Raw genomic sequence first — 17,250 nt, forward strand, 5'->3', positions numbered from 1 at the left:
TAGGGGTTATGTAATGACTGCAATTGCTGTGATTGCTTTGCTGGTTTTTTTTGTGTTTTTTGTTTTGTGGGCTATAGCTTTAATTAGAAAGAATGGCAAGGCTAAGAAAATGTTTCTCTTTGGTTTAGCTGCTCTCTTAGTATTTATTATTGGAATATCAGTCGCTGACACTCAGAAACCAGCCGAAACTAATTCCAAACCAGTAGCTACCACGCCTGTTAATGAGAACAAAGTTACTACTGAACCAGTCCAAAATGAACAGACTGATGCTAAAAAACCATTGATTGACACATCGCTTCCTTTTGATAAGTTTTCATCTGCTCTCTTTGCATTGCCAGTATCCAAGCAAGGGGAAACATTCGATAGTGTAAGAAACCAAGTTGTTTCATGGTCAGGTGTTGTTATTGAAGCTGGATCAAGCAGCCTTTATGTCTATGGTAAACCAGCAGATTACAACGGTGAATCATGGTCAGATATTAGCACTGAAAAGAAAAAACTCGGGGATGTTATCGTTGTAAAAGTTTCAGATCGTTCAGAATTGAATGGTCTTAATCCGGGGGATATAGTTACCTTTAAGGGTGAACTTGGTTCCCGTGGTGTTAAGGGAGAAGCCAATTGGAAACTATATAACGGAAAAATAGAGGGTCGGACAGTAGCAGAATCGCCAAACCTCGGAACCATTACCAAAGCTAAATATAACAAGATTAAAAATGGAATGACTTATGAGGAAGTTGCGAAAATTATCGGTGGTTCCGGTGAGGCTGTTTCAGAGGTTGGTGAAAAAGGAGACGAATTTTATACTGTAATGTATTCGTATAAAGGTGAAGTCGGACCTGGTGCAAATGCCGTTTTCACATTCCAAGGCAACAAACTACAAGCAAAAGCACAATTTGGTCTCGAATAAAACAGCCCCGGAGCAATCCGGGGTTTTAATATTTCTATAACCATTATGACTATTGTCAACAAAGGTAATTCCATTGCCTGAATAAAATGAATATGATAACATAAGAATAGAAAAAGGGAACGGCAGCCACCGTCCCCTGCACGACTTACCGCTATAAGAGCGGTCAGCAATTGAGGTTTGATCCAGAAATAGACCGTATCCTCGTCAGGGCGGTCTATTTCCGTTTATGGAAAGAAAGTATCAGAATCACCAACGTTGCGAATTGAATCATCAACATCAGTGTGTCTTTAACTTCCATGGCGTCACCTCCCTTCCGGGAGATTAGCCGACCGCCCTTTATAGCCGTTTTGTCGCACAATCCAGATTATACCACAAAAAAAACCTAGGTAGGTCCGGAAACTTGTTTTTATTTTTCCATTAATTTATTAAATATCTCTCTATCTTTGGGAGTAAAGTCGGAAATCCGTTTCTTTTTCACGTAAGTGTTGGTACTTGAATCCAATTTAATGAAGCTATTTTCACCAACCACGTATACGATATTATCTTCTATTTTATAAGACAGAACGTTATCAATCACTGAATTTGGGGCTTCAATTTGATGAGTGTATAGTATTGGAGGCTCACCCGCTCCTCCCCCCCTGTAAATCTGAAAAGTCCCATCTCCAAAAAACTCTAACGTATCTTTTCCATAAGGGTACTTCTTAATCGTGTCATCTCCAGAATTTGCCAAAAAAAATATAGTAGTAGTTATTACTAGTAGAGAGATCAAGATGTAGATGTATCTGCGTTTCATCTGCACTTCACACCTCACTTCCAAGCCTTTTTTGTATCAGTTACTGTAACATAAGATGTATACTCATTGAGTGTTCCCCATGATTCCATTAAATTTGTTAGATTGGCCGCAGCCCAACCGAGTTTGTTGTCCCCAGTAAACATTTGTTTGAAATTATATTCAAAATTATATTTATCATAATATATTGTAGTAATTTCCCATTGTCCTTTTACATATGTTCCATCTATTTTGTACTTCATTTTGTGAAAAGCGTTATACAAATCTCTGTCACTTTCAATTGCAATAGACCCATCACTTGAAAAACTTTTAACTTTTTTGTCGTTAGCTTTTTGTACTGCTTTATCAATTACATACATATTATGTTCTTTGGATTTTTTAATTTGCTGCGCCTCATACGACCACTCGTTAAAGTGTAAATGTCCTGGTTTGTAATCAAGTGAATGTTTAAGTAAATTGGCTGTGATGTCTCCGTACTTCTTTCGAGCTATAGGAACAGCTACTAATGTAAATGCTTTACGATCAGGATAATGTAATACAGTATCTGTCGAATTCTTTACCTTCTCTACGCCTCGCACCCAAGTCTTTTCTAGTTCTACCATCGGATTTTCAAACGGAAAAGTATTATTTCCCGCATACACTAACATATTCTTACTATATGAGCCTTCCAGTACTTTTTGCGAGACATCAGACTGATCCTTTTCTCTTGTTTCCTTAGGTTCTAACTGAGGACTGTATTGAATTTTTCCCAATTGATCTTCTTTTTGTTTTAGAACAAGTTCAAACTCAAGGATCTCTTTACTGGTATCAATCTGTTCTTGATACTTAACTACATAAGCGTGTGTAAACGTAATATCTCGGATTGTGTTTTCATTTCTAACGATTTGGATATTACATTTGCGATAGTAATCCTCACTATCAGGTTTATATTCTGTATTTGCCCATGTATACAGCATGTTGGAATTATCCGCCTTGTCTATAACTGAAGGAAGCGAATGAAGCGGAATTTTGCTTCGAATATGTAGCGAATGAGCCAAGTTTGTAGACTTAGCTGAAAGGTTTATGGAACTATTATTCTTATAAGTAAAGCCAGTGATTTCACCTTTTACAAACTCAATTGGCTCACCACCGGATTTGCGTTCTATTCTTAATGAAATACTCATTAAAATAATCTCCTTTGTTAATTTAATCTGGTTTTGTAGGAAAAATTTATGAAAACTAATTTCCAAATATTAATATATACGAAAAATATTAAATAGTAAACATATTTTCAACGTGGTAAAGGACGACAATTGAGTTTCGTAACCTCGGCAAATTATATGAAGAAGCTAAAACGAAATATAATCCAGCCTAACACAGGCCTGTTAAAAACGATAAAAGCTCTGCCGACCAATTAAGGTTAGCAGAGCTTTTTACTTATTTAGAGTATTCACTTACTTCAAACGTTAGGATACGATCATATAGCATGTAATCCTTACGGCTACTGAATGGGCCTTTATTGTTATCGTGCTTATTGATAGCATATGATGCTGATCCAGAACCAGCCTGCTTGCTTTCGTACCAGGCAATAAAGTCATTGACTTCTTTCATGCTTAGGTCGAATTCCTTTTCCAAACCAGTTGTCATGGTAACTACCAGAATTGCACGATCCCCGTTTGGAGTCGGTTCCTCTGTTCCTGGGTTAGGAGTGGAACTTGATACTTTAGACATCATCTCCAATTCGCTAAGAGCTAGATACTGACTTCCATTATTACCTGTAATATTAATTCTATAATCCTTGTATGAATTAGAATTAGAGAAAGCGAATTTTTTTGGAGTACTATCTACCCATCCACTGATATTTGACTGAGTGTCTAGCACGTTCCAAGTAACCCCATCATTTGAGCCTTCGAAAGTCCAGTCTTTAGGGGCACGATCAGTTGCCGTTGTCTGTGGATATATAACATATTGCTCAATAACTTCGGCTTTAGGAAAATCATATCTTAACCAAGCAGAAGTTGTACTTGATGTCCATGCACTAGCAATTGTCGCAAATTCCTTGTTAAACGCCTCATATGCATATGAATATTCATTACTTGCGCTTGCTACTCCAGATGGCAAAATGTTAGTTGTCATATGCGGAACCAGATTTTCTGAATACTCTGCTTCAGCCGCAAAAACATTCGATAAGGGTAAAGATAAAAGAACTAAAAATAAAATCGTTATACATGCTTTCTTCATTAAATGATCCTCCAATATGTTTGATAGAACTAAGAATAATTTAATTGAGGAAATGTGTCTAAACATAAACTTGCTTATCTATAAATATGTTCTATATTTTTGCATATTTATTTTTTATTGGGTATTAAAAAGGACTCATTCCAGCTTCTATACTGGTTGAGTCCTTGTTTTTATTTCACGATAAACCTCACTTTGATTCCATCAGCATACTTTTCTAACTGATGACTTACCCATGATCCTGCTCCCCGGTTATCACTAGGGGTTATGTATCTGATATCAGCACCTACGCCACCTTCTCCACACATTCTATCGTCACACTAAAAAAAGAGAAAATAACTTCAATGTCCAGCAGTAATGATAAGCTGCTCCTCATAACCACTCGTTTCATTAATCACGGCAATCCCGAGTATAGTCTGGTTGATATTGCAACAGGTAAACGCACCAAAATAAAGTTGCCCTTTTTATCCCGCCAATTTGTCTATATGTCCCCGGACGGCAAGGGGGTCTATTATTTGGGCAGCACTTCTCAGAAAAATCAGGCAGAAAGACGCGGCGTATATTATTATGATTTCACATCGAAAATTCAAACCCCCATTTTCATACAAGAAGAGGGTTTTATCCATAACTTCATACTGCTGAACAAGTACTCATTCTGTTGAACTATGCCAAAAAGCCGGAAAGAAGCTTACGCTTTCTCTCCGGCTTTCTTTATCTGATTCCAATCACTAAACCTATTGCGTAACTTCTCCCACAGTCGCACCTTTGAGCACTCTTCTCTTACTAGCTTGGCCAGTAGAGCTTTTAGTGTTTACTTTGAAATTGTATCCGATTAGTCTATTCCATAGTAACAGTCGTTTGATCGGGTGTTTTTGGCGCAGTAATAGGGGCAGGAGCAGGACTTTTTGCACAAATCCTTAAAAACCAAGATAAGGGCAAAGGAATTACGATTAACTTGATGCGTACAGGATATTCCATCACAAGCAACTCTTAATTCCCATCTTTAACAGCCCCCATCCGAGTACAAGATAGGCATAATGAGTAAAGGGAGCTGATATTATCTATAATTCATTCACTTCAATATTTTTCGTTGTACTTGCTATAATAATTCAAATTACAATACAAAAATTGGAGCCTCGGATAAGTAAAAGCACAATGTTGAAAGTGAGAATTGCAATAACAACAACAGTCATGCTTGTCGGAGTCGTGTTGTATATAATTGACCCTCAGTGGTGGATCGTGATTGCTTTTGCAATATTTTTCTGTATACTACTTGTTATGCTTTTTGTAAATTTTTTGAAAAGACGTAGTAAATCACATTGATTTATGATTTGCATGCTCAGCGTTTAACAAGAGCCTTCCTTAAATGGAGGGCTTTTATATTACATACCAAATCTTATGGGTACATCCTATATGAGCAAAAACAAAAAAAGCCCCACCAGCCGAAACCAGCAGGGCATTAGTTTTTTAGATTTACTCTGTAATGACTGGAGTTTGTACGGAATCTACTGATGCAGAAATAGGCTCGGGTGCAGATTGAACCTGAGCGTCTGGCATTACCTCAGCCGTAGCCTGTGCCAAGAAATCATTAAGCTTTGCAGCCAGATCCGATACAGCTTCCTTAGCTGCTACTTGTGCCGCTTCCTCATTTGGCTGTGCTTCAGTAGCGAGTACCGCTTTTGTTTTAGCCTTATACTCCAGATATGCCTTTTCAATTGCTGCTTGTAACTCCGTAGACGATACCACAATGCCCTGTTCCGTAAGCCGTAAGGATGCATACTGTAAAGCCTCTTGCATCTTATGAACCCCACCAGCATCTTTAAACGTAGTCTGGGCAAGTGCAAAGCCTCTCCTGCTACTTTATGGATTACCTCACGTTGTGCTGCCGTTGTACGCGCTTCTAGCTACACGTTAACCTTAGTCTTGAGTTTATTCAGACCTCCTAAAACAAATGCTGTAAGCACACCCGCAGCGGCTGTGACAATGGTATTTACATAAGGCTGTACAGTTTCGATAATTGTTTGCATGATTACTTTTCCCCTTTCGTTTTCAACGATGCGATTTTATTTTTTGAATCCCAGGACACTACAGCACCGTATGCCGCCGCAACGGGTCTGAGCTGCACGTATGCCACTCCTTCGACCAGTTGGATAAATTGCAGCTTGGCTCCATTTAAATAAGCGACCTTGAGGCTGGTGTCCCAATGACACGACAGACCCAAGGCATTAGCAAGCACACGCAGCGGAACATACATCCTGCCATTAAAGAGCAGCGTCTTCCCTACCTGTTTGCCATTTACGACGAACGAACCGGACGTGACTGTCTCCGTCTGCTCAGGGCGCTTTGCGAAACGTTCTCGCAGTTCGTCCGTTGTACCGTCATACTCATTCATATCCACGTTCCCTTTTATCCCGGCTACCTTGCCGCTATCGCTGTATTGCCAAATATCCCAATGTTTCCACGTCACTGTATCGCTTGGGACGCGAGTATCACTGTATCGGGCTATCCATAGTGGGTAGCTGCCCAATGAAGCATTAAAATTGGCTGCAAATGCATTGCCTGTATAGATAATGGGCTTGCATCCTGTAAGTCGCTCCAGCTCTAGCAGGAAGGCCAACGCTACAGCACTAATAAGCGTTTTAGACAGGTTCCCGGGATTATTTTCATAGTCCATTACAGGCGGAAAGTCCAATGATTTCCCACCACCTACCTGTTTCAACACCTCAGCAAAATGCCGCGCTTCCGCTTTGGCTGTCTCAACGCTGATTGCGTCTACAAAGTGGTATGCTCCCAACAATACCCCGGCTGCTCTGGCTCCTTTAGCATTCGTGGTGAATGTTGGATCAACATATCGTTGTCCCTGACTTGCTTTAATGAAGGCAAATGAAATACCATCCGCCTTGACTGCCTTCCAATCAATCTTTCCTTGATAACGGGATACGTCAATCCCTTGAGCATTACGGCTGTTTCGTTGTTGCATCCTCTTTCTCTCCTTCCTTACCACCTTTACTTTTTAAAACTTCTACGGCCTGTCGGATCACAGGCGGAATAGGAGCGCCGAGTCTGCCACCATTCTCCAAAATGGACAGCAGCTCATTTGCCATATAAAAATAGGCGACCGCATCCCGGAATAGGTGCGAATCGCCTAAGACTCCATCAATTAGATGGGATACAGCAACCATTGCGAAAATAAATACCTTTCGAGCGATACCGATAAGACCAATCTTGCTTTTTAAACCGGGTCCGGTTCCCTTCTTGCCTTCTGCGCCAGCGGCAAATAATCCGGTCACATAATCAATAATGACCAGAGCAAGTAACACCCCCAATACTCCCGACCACCCACCGTAAAAATACGTCACAGCGCTGCTTCCTAAAGCAGTGCTGAACTTAAAAACCTCCCACTTATCCACCTTGCTTCCCCCGTCTCTCCGTTCAGGAAACTTTTCCTGAGCTATCATCGTCTACTTTCTGTTCCTTTTCTTCCTGGGCCTGTATCTCTGCTAATGCATTTCCTATTGCTATATCCAATCCTTTAAGTATTTCTTTCCGGCGCGCTGGTTGCGAAACAATGACAGCAGAAATAACCTCAGTTAATTCTTCAACTGGCCTTGTTAGATCCAGTTGTATATCCAATGTAGATTTTATTTTTGCCATGGGTTCCATCACCTCCCTCAGACACAAAAAAAGACACCTTTAGTTTGCAGATGCCTTTAATTGCTCGTTATTATAAATTTTCACTAGCCATTCACGGCCTAATTGAGTAAATCTACGGTGATAGATCACTTTACCGTTATCAAGAACTTCTTGTTTGATTTCAACATAGCCACAATCCGCATATCTGCTATAAAGCAGCCAAGTGTCATTTTGTCTGAATTGAATCTTACGACTCCCTAAATCATTATTCAGAGCAATTGCCGACTTGAATCCAAGTTCCTTTGCAATCTCCGTAGCAGTATAGGTCTTGTTAACATGCATCAGAATCGCATTTGTTCTTTCAGCCTCTACTCTGGCAGTGCGCTCCTCTTTGAGTTTAGTCAAGAGTTCAATTCCGAAGTCAGGATTGTTTAGTATTTTATCCATGACGTCATCTGTTGCATAAACACCATGTTTTTGGATCGAAGGAAGAATGTCTTCATATAACCAATCTTGAAACGTCTCAGCCTTGGATTGACCAGATTGTCCAAGTACACGATTCAAAGCAAAACTTGTTATAAAAGCCTCTCCTGCATTATTCATTTTTCGGACATTCCGATTCAGAATGTCCGAATTCTTTACTCGATATATATGAGATTCTTTGCAGAATTTCAATACATTATTAGTCGCTTTCTCTCCTTGGTACTCCAGGATTGAAGCAACATCTTTTGCACTTATTAAAAAGTCACCTTTGAAATCAATTCCTACGTCTTCCCTTGCCAGTATTGTCACTTCATGCTGATTTTCAAAAACAACTAAACCATTATTCATCCCTTTTCACTCCTATAATTTATTTTGAGACGCAAAATAAGCCCCTGATTTATCAGAGGCTTTCATACTTATATCTTAAATTGGTTCTGTTGCTTTAACGCTTCGGATTTTAGAGGGAATTATTGTTCGGTAAATATAAAGTTGTAGACAGACAACGCGATTAGCTAACGGGCAGGATAGTTGAGTAATGAGTTAGTAAAATGATTTGAGTATACGAATGGTACAACTGTAAATGTGGTCTTACTTTGGTAACCAACATTAAAAGGCTCTTGAGAGCCTTTTAATGTACAAAGGATTTTATTTTTTTCATAATGTTATCACCATTAGTAGTAAACAAAATGTAAGTTTGAGAACTGGTTTTTATAACAACACGATCCGTAGTTCCGTAAGGAGTGCCTATTCTTATGGCGTTTCTTACCTCTCCCCCGTAAGTATTATCATTAGAAACGTCTTTAATATCAGATAGTGGAATTACCGTTTTAGATAACTGCCAAGTTATTACTAATTTTTCTTCTATTTCTTTTACATCAATTCCTAACATCGTTCAACCTCCCGATTTGAGATGATGTGCAAGTATGATTATATAATATATGGTTAATCCGTACAATATTACAAGTTAGTATTTGCAGAACTAACGGGACACGATTATTAAATATCACACTCGTTGAGCAGGCACATAAGTCTACTCTTTGGGTATAGACGCTAATTTGATTATTTTTAAAATTGAGTTGTTTATCATTTTAAAGCATTATAAGATGATTTCAGACATCGATGTACTTTAAAAAGAAAGAGAAGAAAATATGAAGGCTGAAATTGAAAAAATACCGTCTTGTAGAATTGCATACATGAGACAGATTGGTCGTTATGGGATTGCCAATTCACAACTAATGGAGAAATTTAAATATTGGGTTAAATCGAATAATTTATTTAATAATACATCTATTATCCTTGGTATTGCCCAAGATAATCCTGCATTTGTGAAGCCGGAAAATTGTCGCTACGATGCATGTTTGGTTCTTCCTGATGGTTACTGTGTTAATACTGATGAAGTAAACTTGAGCAACATTAGTGGAGGAAGATACGCTGTTTTTAAAATAAATCATACAGCAGAAGCTGTTCAAAAGGCTTGGACTGAAATATTCCTGGAGTTGGAAAATCAAAGGTTTAGCTTAGATGAAACCCGACCTATCTTGGAGCGATATACAGTTGAACTTATTAATAATCATTATTGCGAAATTTGCGTTCCGATTTAATAAACCTATTAAGGCATAGGGGTGTTCCTATTATTAAAGGCAGTCTAATATCATTCCCTTATATAAGAGTAAAAGCCCTCTGTTTAAGAGGGCTTTTGTGTATACAGTATATAATTTTTGTTTGCTACTAGATTACTACATATTTATTTAGTAGCTAATGCTGCTTTAAGTTGTTCTAGCTCTTTTTTATGCTCTAATAAACTATCTTTGGATTCTTGTAATTCCTTTTTTGTCTTAGTGGCGCTTTTTTCAATTCGCTCAATAAGTCTCTGATCGTGGCCCGCTGCACCTATTTTTCTATCGATGTCAGTCAATGACTTTTCATATTTTTTTATATTATTATTAATTATTTCGATCAATTCCTGCACAGTTCCAATGTGCTTTACAATTAGTTCCTTGGACCAATTGGTATATGGGTTATCTTTCAAAGCTATTGCTTGTGACTGCTCTTTAACAACCACATTAATAGAAGGATTTCCTGTTGCAATTTCAATAGTTTTCCCCTTCACCGCTAGGTTCGCCCCCAAAGATTCTGAGATCGAGCGCAAAGGTACATACGCTGTATCATCGACGGCAATAGCGTTTTCAGTCAATTTTGTTCCATTTACTCTCACATTGTATTCCCCTGCAACAGTCTTCCCAACTAGCGATTTCACTTGATCTGCCGCAGCTCCACCAGAAGTAGCTAGTAGTACTCCGAGTAAAGCACCTATAAACAGATACATCTTTTTATTCATCTAAATGCCTCCGCTAATGCTAATGATCTATTCGTTTCTATTTTATTTAAGTGCTTCTATAGCCTTATTTATTTCTTCTAGTTCAGTCTTATATTTAGCTATATCGCTTTCAATATTAGTTAATTCTTTCTTTGTTTTTTCCGCATTCGATTCACCAATTGCCAAAGCTTTTTCTGAATTAAACGGATTGGATTCTAATAGCTTATTTGCAATGTCGAGTTCTTTCGATAACTTCTGCTTGCTATTTTCGGATTCTGAAATATATTTCTCTAGTTCATCTTTTCTTTGTTCTAATCTCTCTTTGCTCCAACCCGCATATTTTACTTCTTTTTCTACTTTATTAAGACTAGAATTCTTTTCAGGAATAGCCGTAGATGTCGTACTGGCTTCAGTTGGTGACTCTGTACTTATCTGAATTGTTTTGCCGTCCACTTTTAGATCCGCTCCTAAAGAGTCGGTTACAGCTCGCAAGGGAACATGCGCTTTTCCGTCAACTACTATCGCGTTTTCTGCAAGAGAGTTTCCGTTAACCTTTACTGCATACTCCCCAGCGACCTTTTCCCCAACTAAAGATTTGATTTGTTCCGCAAATGCACTTCCAGCCGTAGCGACAACCGCACCAATTAACACACCGCTGAGTAAATAAGACCATTTTTTCATTATCCGTACCTCCTACATAGTATATATGTCCTAATATTACCATTGGTAGAAGGTGCAGTAAACATTATGTTGTCGCACTACTGCCAGTCGGAATATTCACGGTAGCAACTGTTCTTGTACGACTAAACAATTTTAAGTTTCTTGACGATGGATCGAATGTGGCATTTACAATTATGTCATTGTAAGTGTCTCCCCTCAAAGAGGCGACTTCGTTTCTTAATTCTCTGATTGTATCCCTGAGCCCTTCAATATTTTCCACTTCAAGCTTAAGCCCACTTACAGTAGCCTGAGAGAAATCTACCTCACCACTAAAATACACCATATCATCTGTAGAGTGAATATATACTCCCGCCATATTTCCCAAGTGTAAGCCGTTCTGGTCTCCATAAACACTTCCTCTTGGACTCCCATTATCCATAAAAAGTAGTCCGCCACCATCATTATACTGACCTAAAGAAATAGACTCTCCACCTCTTGAGTTATAGGCAGTCAAGCCATTGGAGTTTATCTCAATGCGCCTACCCTCTTTGGCTGTACGGAATAAGGCTCCTGTAATAATACCGCCTTCTATTTCATTACCTATTAGTTTACTACCACGTATTGTACTTGCATTAACTGTACTTGCTCGTATGTCTGAAGCATTCATTTCTGAATTGTCTATTTGTCCTGTCAACTTAATGGATCTAGCAACTACATTACCCTGCATATCTACCCGAAACGGAGCAATAGTATAATCGTCATTTCCTGCACTGATTCCATTCGTATTGATTTTGGTTACGTTATTACCACTACCAATAACCAAAGATACAAAGTTACCAAGTTGTCCGACAATCTGCTCAGCTACAACCCCGCGTGCTGTAATAGCTGTTCTTGCCGTTTTGCCTCCATCTGTTGTCAGGACAACTCCGTTTGAAGTCATAATGACCTGATTCAATGCGTTGGTTTGATCCTGTAAGACGATGCCGCGTTGATCGTACTTGATTTCTGTTTTGGAATTATCAATGTCGATCACGGCCTGCTTTGCAAAGGATTCAAACACTTCCGTTCGGATCTTTCCATTACTAAACAAGTTATTGATAATATTTTTGTTCCGCTCCAGGTCAGAAATGATATCTGCATAGTCCCGTAAATTGACATTTGATATGGTAGGCTCACTGTGTTTGTCTCGGCTATACGGATACTCTGTAAGTTCTGTGATTCGGGCTTTGAGTTTGTTCATATTCATTGCTGGGTCAATACACATTACCGTATCACCTAAATGTGGTTCTGGCTCTGTATTGTCAATTTTGAATAGGTCAGCCGTAGAAACGGTAACTTCTAGCGTTACATTCTCTTGTTCTCTGAGAGCCTTCCGAGCAGCCTTAAGCAGCTCTTCAGGTTCTTCAATATCCTGCTCTATGATTTCACCATCATAAAATGGTACGGAATCACTGGCCCAATATTGAGCATAAGGAGAAATTAAATAGTTAACCGCCAGCTTCCCGTTTACAATCGTTCCTGGCACACCGGAAAGCAAACTCCGCTCCTCGTCCGTCAGTTTAGATGCATCCATTCCAATAAAGGTGCGTCCATCCTTCATCTGCGAAAACATGCGGGTTACAAGGGATTCCCCTTTATCTTTGAAGGAGCTAGAAACGATATTCTTTTTAAGCCTGTATTGTAGCCCATTATCAGCTCCAATCTTTTTTCTCAGATTGATTACAAAATTATTTGGTTCGACTTCACATTCATACATTTGTACGATCTTATTGAGAGCTTCCAAGCACGTCCCACGCCCAAAGTCTTTGACATCATGCAAATCAAATGTGTCGTGGATTACGAATTTGAATCTCCCACCAGTAGCAGCTGTAATCAGATCCGTGAGTTGATTGATATGGATACCATAGGCTTCAGCGATGTAAGATGCATACGGAAACTTGTAATCATTGAGCTTGAACATAACGTGATTACAATAAATATTGGCAGTCAGCTTTTTTCCCTCGCGTGATCGGCTACGAGACTGAATGACGTAAAATTGACCACGCTCGTCTCGAACGTGGCCTTTGATTGCTATCTTCTCCCTATAGTCTTCGCTGGTCATCGGGACCATAAAGGTTAATTCATAGTCGCTGTTAATTCTCCTCCGTCGCTGGATTTCGTAAGAGTCCACCAGCGTACCAACGCGCCGCATGTTTTTATCAAACACTTGCATAGTTGGAGTAGGCATAGTCCACCTCACTTAATATAAAAATTTATCTCGGTGCGTAATACGGAACAAAACCGTCCGGCCTGTCTCTGGGTCCGTCCAGGTCAGGTTGTTGTTTCCGAGATTCAAATCGAAAAAGTCTCCGTTATATAGATGGGAAACGTTCTGACCATTTCTCGTTATTTTGTATTTTCCTGAGTCAATGACAATTACCTCTCCTGGTCTGAACACATCTGTGAACTCAATGTAGTCGGTATGGAATTTCGACAGTTCCGCCGATATCCTTCCTTCCCCAGACATGGGTACTGCTTGCATCAGAATTTCTCGAACGTATTCTGCGTTAGTTATGCGTCCCTCGCCAGACATAGGAACGGCTTCCAAGGCATATTCACGGACAAAATCAGCCTGCGCCTGACCTTCACCGAACAACTCCGCAGCGGCAGTCATATCCAAAACAAATTCCAAAATGTATTCCGTTACGGTATCAGGTTCGTCAACATTAAACGACATGAGATTAAACGCATTATCGTTTTCTGCTCCAGCTGTCTCCACCTTCCGTGAGTACATTTGCCCGGAACCAGAAAGAGATGCAGAAAGGTCAATAATGTTCCCTTCTACATCTCCTGTATTAAAACCAAGGCTATTAAATCCACCATTAAACATAGCTTCCTCCTATCAGGCAAGGAAAATTTTCCTTACTGGAAGTCCACGCCTGTTATGGTCTTGTATTCTTCCGGTGTTATTTCCCCGAAACGGTTTGTCTCTGTAATTACAGCACCCTTTAATTTCTCTGCGGTTACCCAGTTCAATTTAAAAGCAAGGCTCCAGAAATTCATGATTGATTAGCTCCCTTCAAGTCAATAATTTCAAGTTTAGCTGCCGCTAGTTCTGCCCCCATGCTGGCTAAAAGTTGGGTTTGCTGCATGGCTTGAATCTTCAGCTCCGCAAGCTGCTGGCCCACAACCTCCGATGCATCCTGAACTTGATCCGTAGGTTTGGTCAGCTCCGCTATCTCTTCAACTGTAAGACCTTCTTCCCATTGCAAAGCTTCCAAGTTAAAGCGGAACGCCTTACCCTCTGTCACGTATGCACCAAAACCTTCTGGAAAAGGAACGCCAACGATATACCCTGCTATAACTGGCTCAGGCTTCTCGATCTCGTCACCATCAGATATAATCGTCTCTGGCTGTTCATAAAAAGGGACGACACTCGAAAAGGCATCGTCCACTACTTCATCCTCCAAATAGAGACCGTCTGTATTTACTTTAGGAACTGCTTTCATGTGGTAGACCTCCTTATTGTTCAGCTAAAAAACTAACTTGATAAAACGACACGCTTGTTCCTGATACGGCATCTACAGAAACACTTCCATCCAAGTTAACAACTACTGCCGATGTTTTCAAATTAGTACCCGAATCGCTGTAATCGTATACTGTGAATATGCTGCGCTGTGAAGGTCTATATCCTACTGGAAGTCTAAAAATGACCGTAGCCTGTGCTTTTGCACCATCTTTCACCCATCCCCGAAGGTGTACAACTCCCGTACCGTCTTTGTAGTATCCTGGCGGATACGTTGACACTCCCACCCACGGAACCCACCCATTAAGCAATGTGGGCGTAATCCATGCAGGATTATCTTTGTCAGCCTTCTTATTCTCAAGCACACTCACACGCACTGTGTTTTGCTGCACGCTGTCCACCAAGTCCGTCAGCAGCGTCTTTTCATTCGCCGCATATGAGCCTGTTAACGGTACGACTGGCGACTTGTCCAGCATCAGGTAGGTGGCACTGTAGGATGCTACTGGATCGTAGTTACTTGCTTTTATAACTGCCAGTTGCACACCATAAGCAGCGGTATTGCTGATAATCTCAAACGCCTTATCGGATACGCTGTTCCTAAAAATATTTAAAATCCTCTCGGCTTTATTGCGTAAGGCAGAACCAGTTAACGCTGAATTATTAACTTGGTAGTTTCCGCTTGTGCTTTCGTATGAGGGTTTCGCGGCTTCGCGCAACACAATCCCCGTACCTACTTCAACCTGATTATCTCCCTCAATAAAAGATAACTGGCCTTCGCTAACGATAGGCTCCACAGTAGGCGTTGCAAGTTGGTATACGAGTTTGTAAGGCGTGTATCCTGCATAGGATGCTAGCGGTACAGATTGTGTAAAATTAGCTGCTCCAACTCGTTGCACCCAATATTTAGTTCCTGTACCATTCCATGTCGCTGTCGTGGCTGCTTGAGCGGTGGCAGGAGTAATGGTATTAGCGTCATACGCCTTGTACCCGTAAAAGTACGCTTTGATGTCATTCTGGTCCGGGCCGTAGCTGTCAGCCCATCCACTATCTGCAACTGGAATACCAAAGTAAATATCCCCCGCTGCTGTAACGGCGTTCGTGTCGGCGGTGTTGCCTGTACTTCCTTGAGGTAAAATCTTACCATCGAATTTCACACCGATACCGCTACCCGCTACCGCGCCTGTTGCCGCCCCTACCAATCTTACCTGTCTGACTCCAGCAGTAGCGCCGCCCTCACCTTGCACCCATGCTCTATTACCATCAAGCGTCAGCCCTTGCCATTTCTTGCTTTTGAAGTATTGACCATCACGCTCAAACACTGTATCTGCATTAGCTCCTGTAACTGGATCGGCGTAAAGGTCTGTTTGCAACGCCAGCATGGAATCTTCGCGCGGTTTGAATGGTTTGGCTGTGCTGCCGATGTTTAACATAGGGTTTTTGTATGCATGTGCTGTTGAAGGACTGTTATTGTTGCCCACCAACAAAACCAGATAATAAACGTTGCTTGGTACAGTCACACTTATAGTCTGATCCGTTAGCCATTCGTCAAACTTGGCAACTCCGGTGTTAATACTCACATTATCTTTATCCCTGGTATTCATGGCTATTACACCGTTATGTTCCATCGAATAAGTGTAATTTTGTCCGGGTTTTACAGGCACGATTGTGTAAAAGTTAACCGTCTGTATACTGCTTCCGCTTGCTCTAGCCGCTAACGTCGCACTGTACGGCTCGTTCGCCAATAGTAACCCCGTTGCACCGTTTGTTAATGCTGTCCACTCATAGAACGGCGGCAATAGATTCTCCCCGTACCGTATCACATACGGATTACGTACACCGAATAAACCTTTTTGACCTTCATAGTCAATTACCGTTTTACCTGTTAGTCCTGCTAAATTAAATACAGTCTGCTTGTCTGTTTTTACAATTTGGACACCTGGTTGTAATGTAATGGGTTTACGAGATTCCGAGCTTGCTTCCTCATGCAAAGCTTGGATATTGTTAATAGCTGCTCTCCAGTCTGCCGCTGTGAAATTACGGGCAATTCGTGTACCAACAGGCCACGCACGGGCAACACCTTCAAAACCGCGTATACAGCCTTTCAATACGTTATCTTCCACACTTGTATACGTAATCGTCTCCGCTGCATCTCCATTACCCAATACGGCAATACCTTCGCCTTGAAGCAGTACAGACGCATTAGCAACAGTAATTTCCGTTTGTTTGTCTGTAATCAATTCCGTCAACTCTGTTTTAGGAGAATTGACGATTGGTGGATACATTTTTTCCATGCTTAACACCTACCCTTCATCAATGTTTATCCGACCAGCCATAAAACGCAGCGAGTCATTTGTCTGCACCGTCCGTGGGTTCTTAAATGCCCCGTGATACATTAAATTGCCTCCGGTCGCTGCCGTACGGATGCCGATATGTGTAACCAATCCCCAATCAGCCGTTGCAATTGGGAAATATACATCTGCTGCACTGGCTACGGCCGCCCTACGATCCGCAATAACCGGAGCGCCAAATGTAACAGCACGCCGCGCATAGCCGCCTCCGCTTACTTCTTGTCCTGTATCTGCGTCTGTCGGGTTGCTAGTGTACAGAGCAATGTACACGGTCTGTGGAGCTATGAAATTCGTCCCCCTTAAAGCAGCATTGATACAAGCTGTCTTCCACCAATTACTTTTACTAAGCAATATTTCTTCTTCAGTCGATTTACCAAACAATGTGTCTGCCAA

General features: G+C 40.8%; 21 protein-coding genes and 1 pseudogene. 3 read left to right on the plus strand and 19 right to left on the minus strand.

The annotated features are described in order from the left end of the window. Positions 1-13 precede the first annotated feature (13 nt). The gene (locus MKY35_RS13995; RefSeq protein ID WP_342444022.1) at positions 14-904 is read left to right on the plus strand and encodes a hypothetical protein; all 891 of its coding nucleotides are present in this window, start codon (positions 14-16) and stop codon (positions 902-904) included. Between the two features lie 406 nt (positions 905-1,310). On the opposite strand, the gene MKY35_RS14000 is transcribed toward MKY35_RS13995, so the two are convergent. From MKY35_RS14000 to MKY35_RS14015, 4 genes and pseudogenes are all read right to left on the minus strand, one after another. Continuing rightward, complete coding sequence (locus MKY35_RS14000) at positions 1,311-1,697, minus strand: hypothetical protein (RefSeq protein ID WP_342444023.1); 387 nt, start codon at positions 1,695-1,697, stop codon at positions 1,311-1,313. A 14-nt stretch (positions 1,698-1,711) separates the two neighbouring features. Next, positions 1,712-2,857, minus strand: coding sequence for a hypothetical protein (locus MKY35_RS14005; protein ID WP_342444024.1), 1,146 nt, complete (start codon positions 2,855-2,857; stop codon positions 1,712-1,714). A gap of 253 nt (positions 2,858-3,110) precedes the next feature. Beyond that, positions 3,111-3,914 (minus strand): discoidin domain-containing protein, encoded by an 804-nt coding sequence (locus MKY35_RS14010; RefSeq protein WP_039271252.1) that lies wholly within the window; start codon positions 3,912-3,914, stop codon positions 3,111-3,113. A 170-nt stretch (positions 3,915-4,084) separates the two neighbouring features. Then, positions 4,085-4,219: pseudogene (locus MKY35_RS14015) on the minus strand (sporulation protein); the annotation flags it as partial. 36 nt (positions 4,220-4,255) lie between these two features. Here MKY35_RS14015 and MKY35_RS14020 point away from each other — a divergent pair. After that, positions 4,256-4,573 (plus strand): hypothetical protein, encoded by a 318-nt coding sequence (locus MKY35_RS14020; protein ID WP_318627230.1) that lies wholly within the window; start codon positions 4,256-4,258, stop codon positions 4,571-4,573. Positions 4,574-5,384: 811 nt separating this feature from the next. On the opposite strand, the gene MKY35_RS14025 is transcribed toward MKY35_RS14020, so the two are convergent. From MKY35_RS14025 to MKY35_RS14055, 7 genes are all read right to left on the minus strand, one after another. Then, complete coding sequence (locus MKY35_RS14025) at positions 5,385-5,708, minus strand: hypothetical protein (protein ID WP_342424938.1); 324 nt, start codon at positions 5,706-5,708, stop codon at positions 5,385-5,387. A gap of 107 nt (positions 5,709-5,815) precedes the next feature. Continuing rightward, positions 5,816-5,938: a hypothetical protein gene (locus MKY35_RS14030; RefSeq protein ID WP_342444006.1), complete on the minus strand. Its 123-nt coding sequence runs from the start codon at positions 5,936-5,938 to the stop codon at positions 5,816-5,818. A gap of 2 nt (positions 5,939-5,940) precedes the next feature. Next, positions 5,941-6,891, minus strand: a complete 951-nt coding sequence (locus MKY35_RS14035; RefSeq protein ID WP_342444025.1) for a GH25 family lysozyme — start codon at positions 6,889-6,891, stop codon at positions 5,941-5,943. Further along, a complete protein-coding gene (locus tag MKY35_RS14040; protein ID WP_342444026.1) occupies positions 6,869-7,369 on the minus strand; it encodes a phage holin family protein in 501 nt (166 codons plus the stop codon). Before MKY35_RS14040 ends, MKY35_RS14035 begins: the two co-directional genes overlap by 23 nt. Continuing rightward, entirely contained in the window at positions 7,344-7,565 is a 222-nt protein-coding gene (locus MKY35_RS14045) for a hypothetical protein (protein ID WP_342444027.1), read from the minus strand. Before MKY35_RS14045 ends, MKY35_RS14040 begins: the two co-directional genes overlap by 26 nt. 39 nt (positions 7,566-7,604) lie before the next feature. Next, positions 7,605-8,375: a phage antirepressor KilAC domain-containing protein gene (locus tag MKY35_RS14050; protein ID WP_342444028.1), complete on the minus strand. Its 771-nt coding sequence runs from the start codon at positions 8,373-8,375 to the stop codon at positions 7,605-7,607. A gap of 280 nt (positions 8,376-8,655) precedes the next feature. Further along, on the minus strand, positions 8,656-8,916 hold the full coding sequence (locus MKY35_RS14055) for a PH domain-containing protein (RefSeq protein WP_342444029.1): 261 nt from the start codon (positions 8,914-8,916) through the stop codon (positions 8,656-8,658). A 259-nt stretch (positions 8,917-9,175) separates the two neighbouring features. Between MKY35_RS14055 and MKY35_RS14060 the strand changes: the two genes are divergently transcribed. Next, positions 9,176-9,628 (plus strand): GyrI-like domain-containing protein, encoded by a 453-nt coding sequence (locus MKY35_RS14060; protein WP_342444030.1) that lies wholly within the window; start codon positions 9,176-9,178, stop codon positions 9,626-9,628. A gap of 143 nt (positions 9,629-9,771) precedes the next feature. On the opposite strand, the gene MKY35_RS14065 is transcribed toward MKY35_RS14060, so the two are convergent. From MKY35_RS14065 to MKY35_RS14100, 8 genes are all read right to left on the minus strand, one after another. Beyond that, positions 9,772-10,365, minus strand: coding sequence for a stalk domain-containing protein (locus MKY35_RS14065; protein WP_342444031.1), 594 nt, complete (start codon positions 10,363-10,365; stop codon positions 9,772-9,774). Between the two features lie 42 nt (positions 10,366-10,407). Next, positions 10,408-11,025 carry a 2,' 3'-cyclic nucleotide 2'-phosphodiesterase gene (locus MKY35_RS14070; protein WP_342444032.1) on the minus strand — a complete coding sequence of 206 codons (618 nt, stop codon included), beginning with the start codon at positions 11,023-11,025 and terminating at the stop codon, positions 10,408-10,410. Between the two features lie 64 nt (positions 11,026-11,089). After that, complete coding sequence (locus MKY35_RS14075) at positions 11,090-13,231, minus strand: phage tail spike protein (RefSeq protein WP_342444033.1); 2,142 nt, start codon at positions 13,229-13,231, stop codon at positions 11,090-11,092. A 12-nt stretch (positions 13,232-13,243) separates the two neighbouring features. Beyond that, positions 13,244-13,873, minus strand: a complete 630-nt coding sequence (locus tag MKY35_RS14080) for a hypothetical protein (RefSeq protein ID WP_342444034.1) — start codon at positions 13,871-13,873, stop codon at positions 13,244-13,246. Positions 13,874-13,905: 32 nt separating this feature from the next. Beyond that, positions 13,906-14,046 (minus strand): XkdX family protein, encoded by a 141-nt coding sequence (locus MKY35_RS14085; RefSeq protein ID WP_076158350.1) that lies wholly within the window; start codon positions 14,044-14,046, stop codon positions 13,906-13,908. Continuing rightward, complete coding sequence (locus MKY35_RS14090) at positions 14,043-14,492, minus strand: hypothetical protein (RefSeq protein ID WP_342444035.1); 450 nt, start codon at positions 14,490-14,492, stop codon at positions 14,043-14,045. The genes MKY35_RS14085 and MKY35_RS14090 overlap by 4 nt, the downstream gene beginning before the upstream one ends. A gap of 13 nt (positions 14,493-14,505) precedes the next feature. Beyond that, positions 14,506-16,800, minus strand: coding sequence for a hypothetical protein (locus MKY35_RS14095; protein WP_342444036.1), 2,295 nt, complete (start codon positions 16,798-16,800; stop codon positions 14,506-14,508). Positions 16,801-16,809: 9 nt separating this feature from the next. Further along, entirely contained in the window at positions 16,810-17,250 is a 441-nt protein-coding gene (locus MKY35_RS14100; protein ID WP_342444037.1) for a hypothetical protein, read from the minus strand.

This window comes from Paenibacillus sp. FSL L8-0638, from assembly GCF_038593075.1.
Taxonomy (GTDB): Bacteria; Bacillota; Bacilli; order Paenibacillales; family Paenibacillaceae; genus Paenibacillus; species Paenibacillus polymyxa_D.

Bases quoted from the DNA above. Each gene is read 5' to 3' on its own strand.
- MKY35_RS14055 (WP_342444029.1), bottom strand. From the start codon at position 8,916: ATGTTAGGAATTGATGTAAAAGAAATAGAAGAAAAATTAGTAATAACT.
- MKY35_RS14040 (WP_342444026.1), bottom strand. From the start codon at position 7,369: ATGATAGCTCAGGAAAAGTTTCCTGAACGGAGAGACGGGGGAAGCAAG.
- MKY35_RS14060 (WP_342444030.1), top strand. From the start codon at position 9,176: ATGAAGGCTGAAATTGAAAAAATACCGTCTTGTAGAATTGCATACATG.
- MKY35_RS14035 (WP_342444025.1), bottom strand. From the start codon at position 6,891: ATGCAACAACGAAACAGCCGTAATGCTCAAGGGATTGACGTATCCCGT.
- MKY35_RS14000 (WP_342444023.1), bottom strand. From the start codon at position 1,697: ATGAAACGCAGATACATCTACATCTTGATCTCTCTACTAGTAATAACT.
- MKY35_RS14010 (WP_039271252.1), bottom strand. From the start codon at position 3,914: ATGAAGAAAGCATGTATAACGATTTTATTTTTAGTTCTTTTATCTTTA.
- MKY35_RS14075 (WP_342444033.1), bottom strand. From the start codon at position 13,231: ATGCCTACTCCAACTATGCAAGTGTTTGATAAAAACATGCGGCGCGTT.
- MKY35_RS14080 (WP_342444034.1), bottom strand. From the start codon at position 13,873: ATGTTTAATGGTGGATTTAATAGCCTTGGTTTTAATACAGGAGATGTA.
- MKY35_RS13995 (WP_342444022.1), top strand. From the start codon at position 14: ATGACTGCAATTGCTGTGATTGCTTTGCTGGTTTTTTTTGTGTTTTTT.
- MKY35_RS14050 (WP_342444028.1), bottom strand. From the start codon at position 8,375: ATGAATAATGGTTTAGTTGTTTTTGAAAATCAGCATGAAGTGACAATA.
- MKY35_RS14095 (WP_342444036.1), bottom strand. From the start codon at position 16,800: ATGGAAAAAATGTATCCACCAATCGTCAATTCTCCTAAAACAGAGTTG.
- MKY35_RS14070 (WP_342444032.1), bottom strand. From the start codon at position 11,025: ATGAAAAAATGGTCTTATTTACTCAGCGGTGTGTTAATTGGTGCGGTT.
- MKY35_RS14065 (WP_342444031.1), bottom strand. From the start codon at position 10,365: ATGAATAAAAAGATGTATCTGTTTATAGGTGCTTTACTCGGAGTACTA.
- MKY35_RS14045 (WP_342444027.1), bottom strand. From the start codon at position 7,565: ATGGCAAAAATAAAATCTACATTGGATATACAACTGGATCTAACAAGG.
- MKY35_RS14025 (WP_342424938.1), bottom strand. From the start codon at position 5,708: ATGCAAGAGGCTTTACAGTATGCATCCTTACGGCTTACGGAACAGGGC.
- MKY35_RS14085 (WP_076158350.1), bottom strand. From the start codon at position 14,046: ATGAATTTCTGGAGCCTTGCTTTTAAATTGAACTGGGTAACCGCAGAG.
- MKY35_RS14090 (WP_342444035.1), bottom strand. From the start codon at position 14,492: ATGAAAGCAGTTCCTAAAGTAAATACAGACGGTCTCTATTTGGAGGAT.
- MKY35_RS14030 (WP_342444006.1), bottom strand. From the start codon at position 5,938: ATGCAAACAATTATCGAAACTGTACAGCCTTATGTAAATACCATTGTC.
- MKY35_RS14020 (WP_318627230.1), top strand. From the start codon at position 4,256: ATGTCCAGCAGTAATGATAAGCTGCTCCTCATAACCACTCGTTTCATT.
- MKY35_RS14005 (WP_342444024.1), bottom strand. From the start codon at position 2,857: ATGAGTATTTCATTAAGAATAGAACGCAAATCCGGTGGTGAGCCAATT.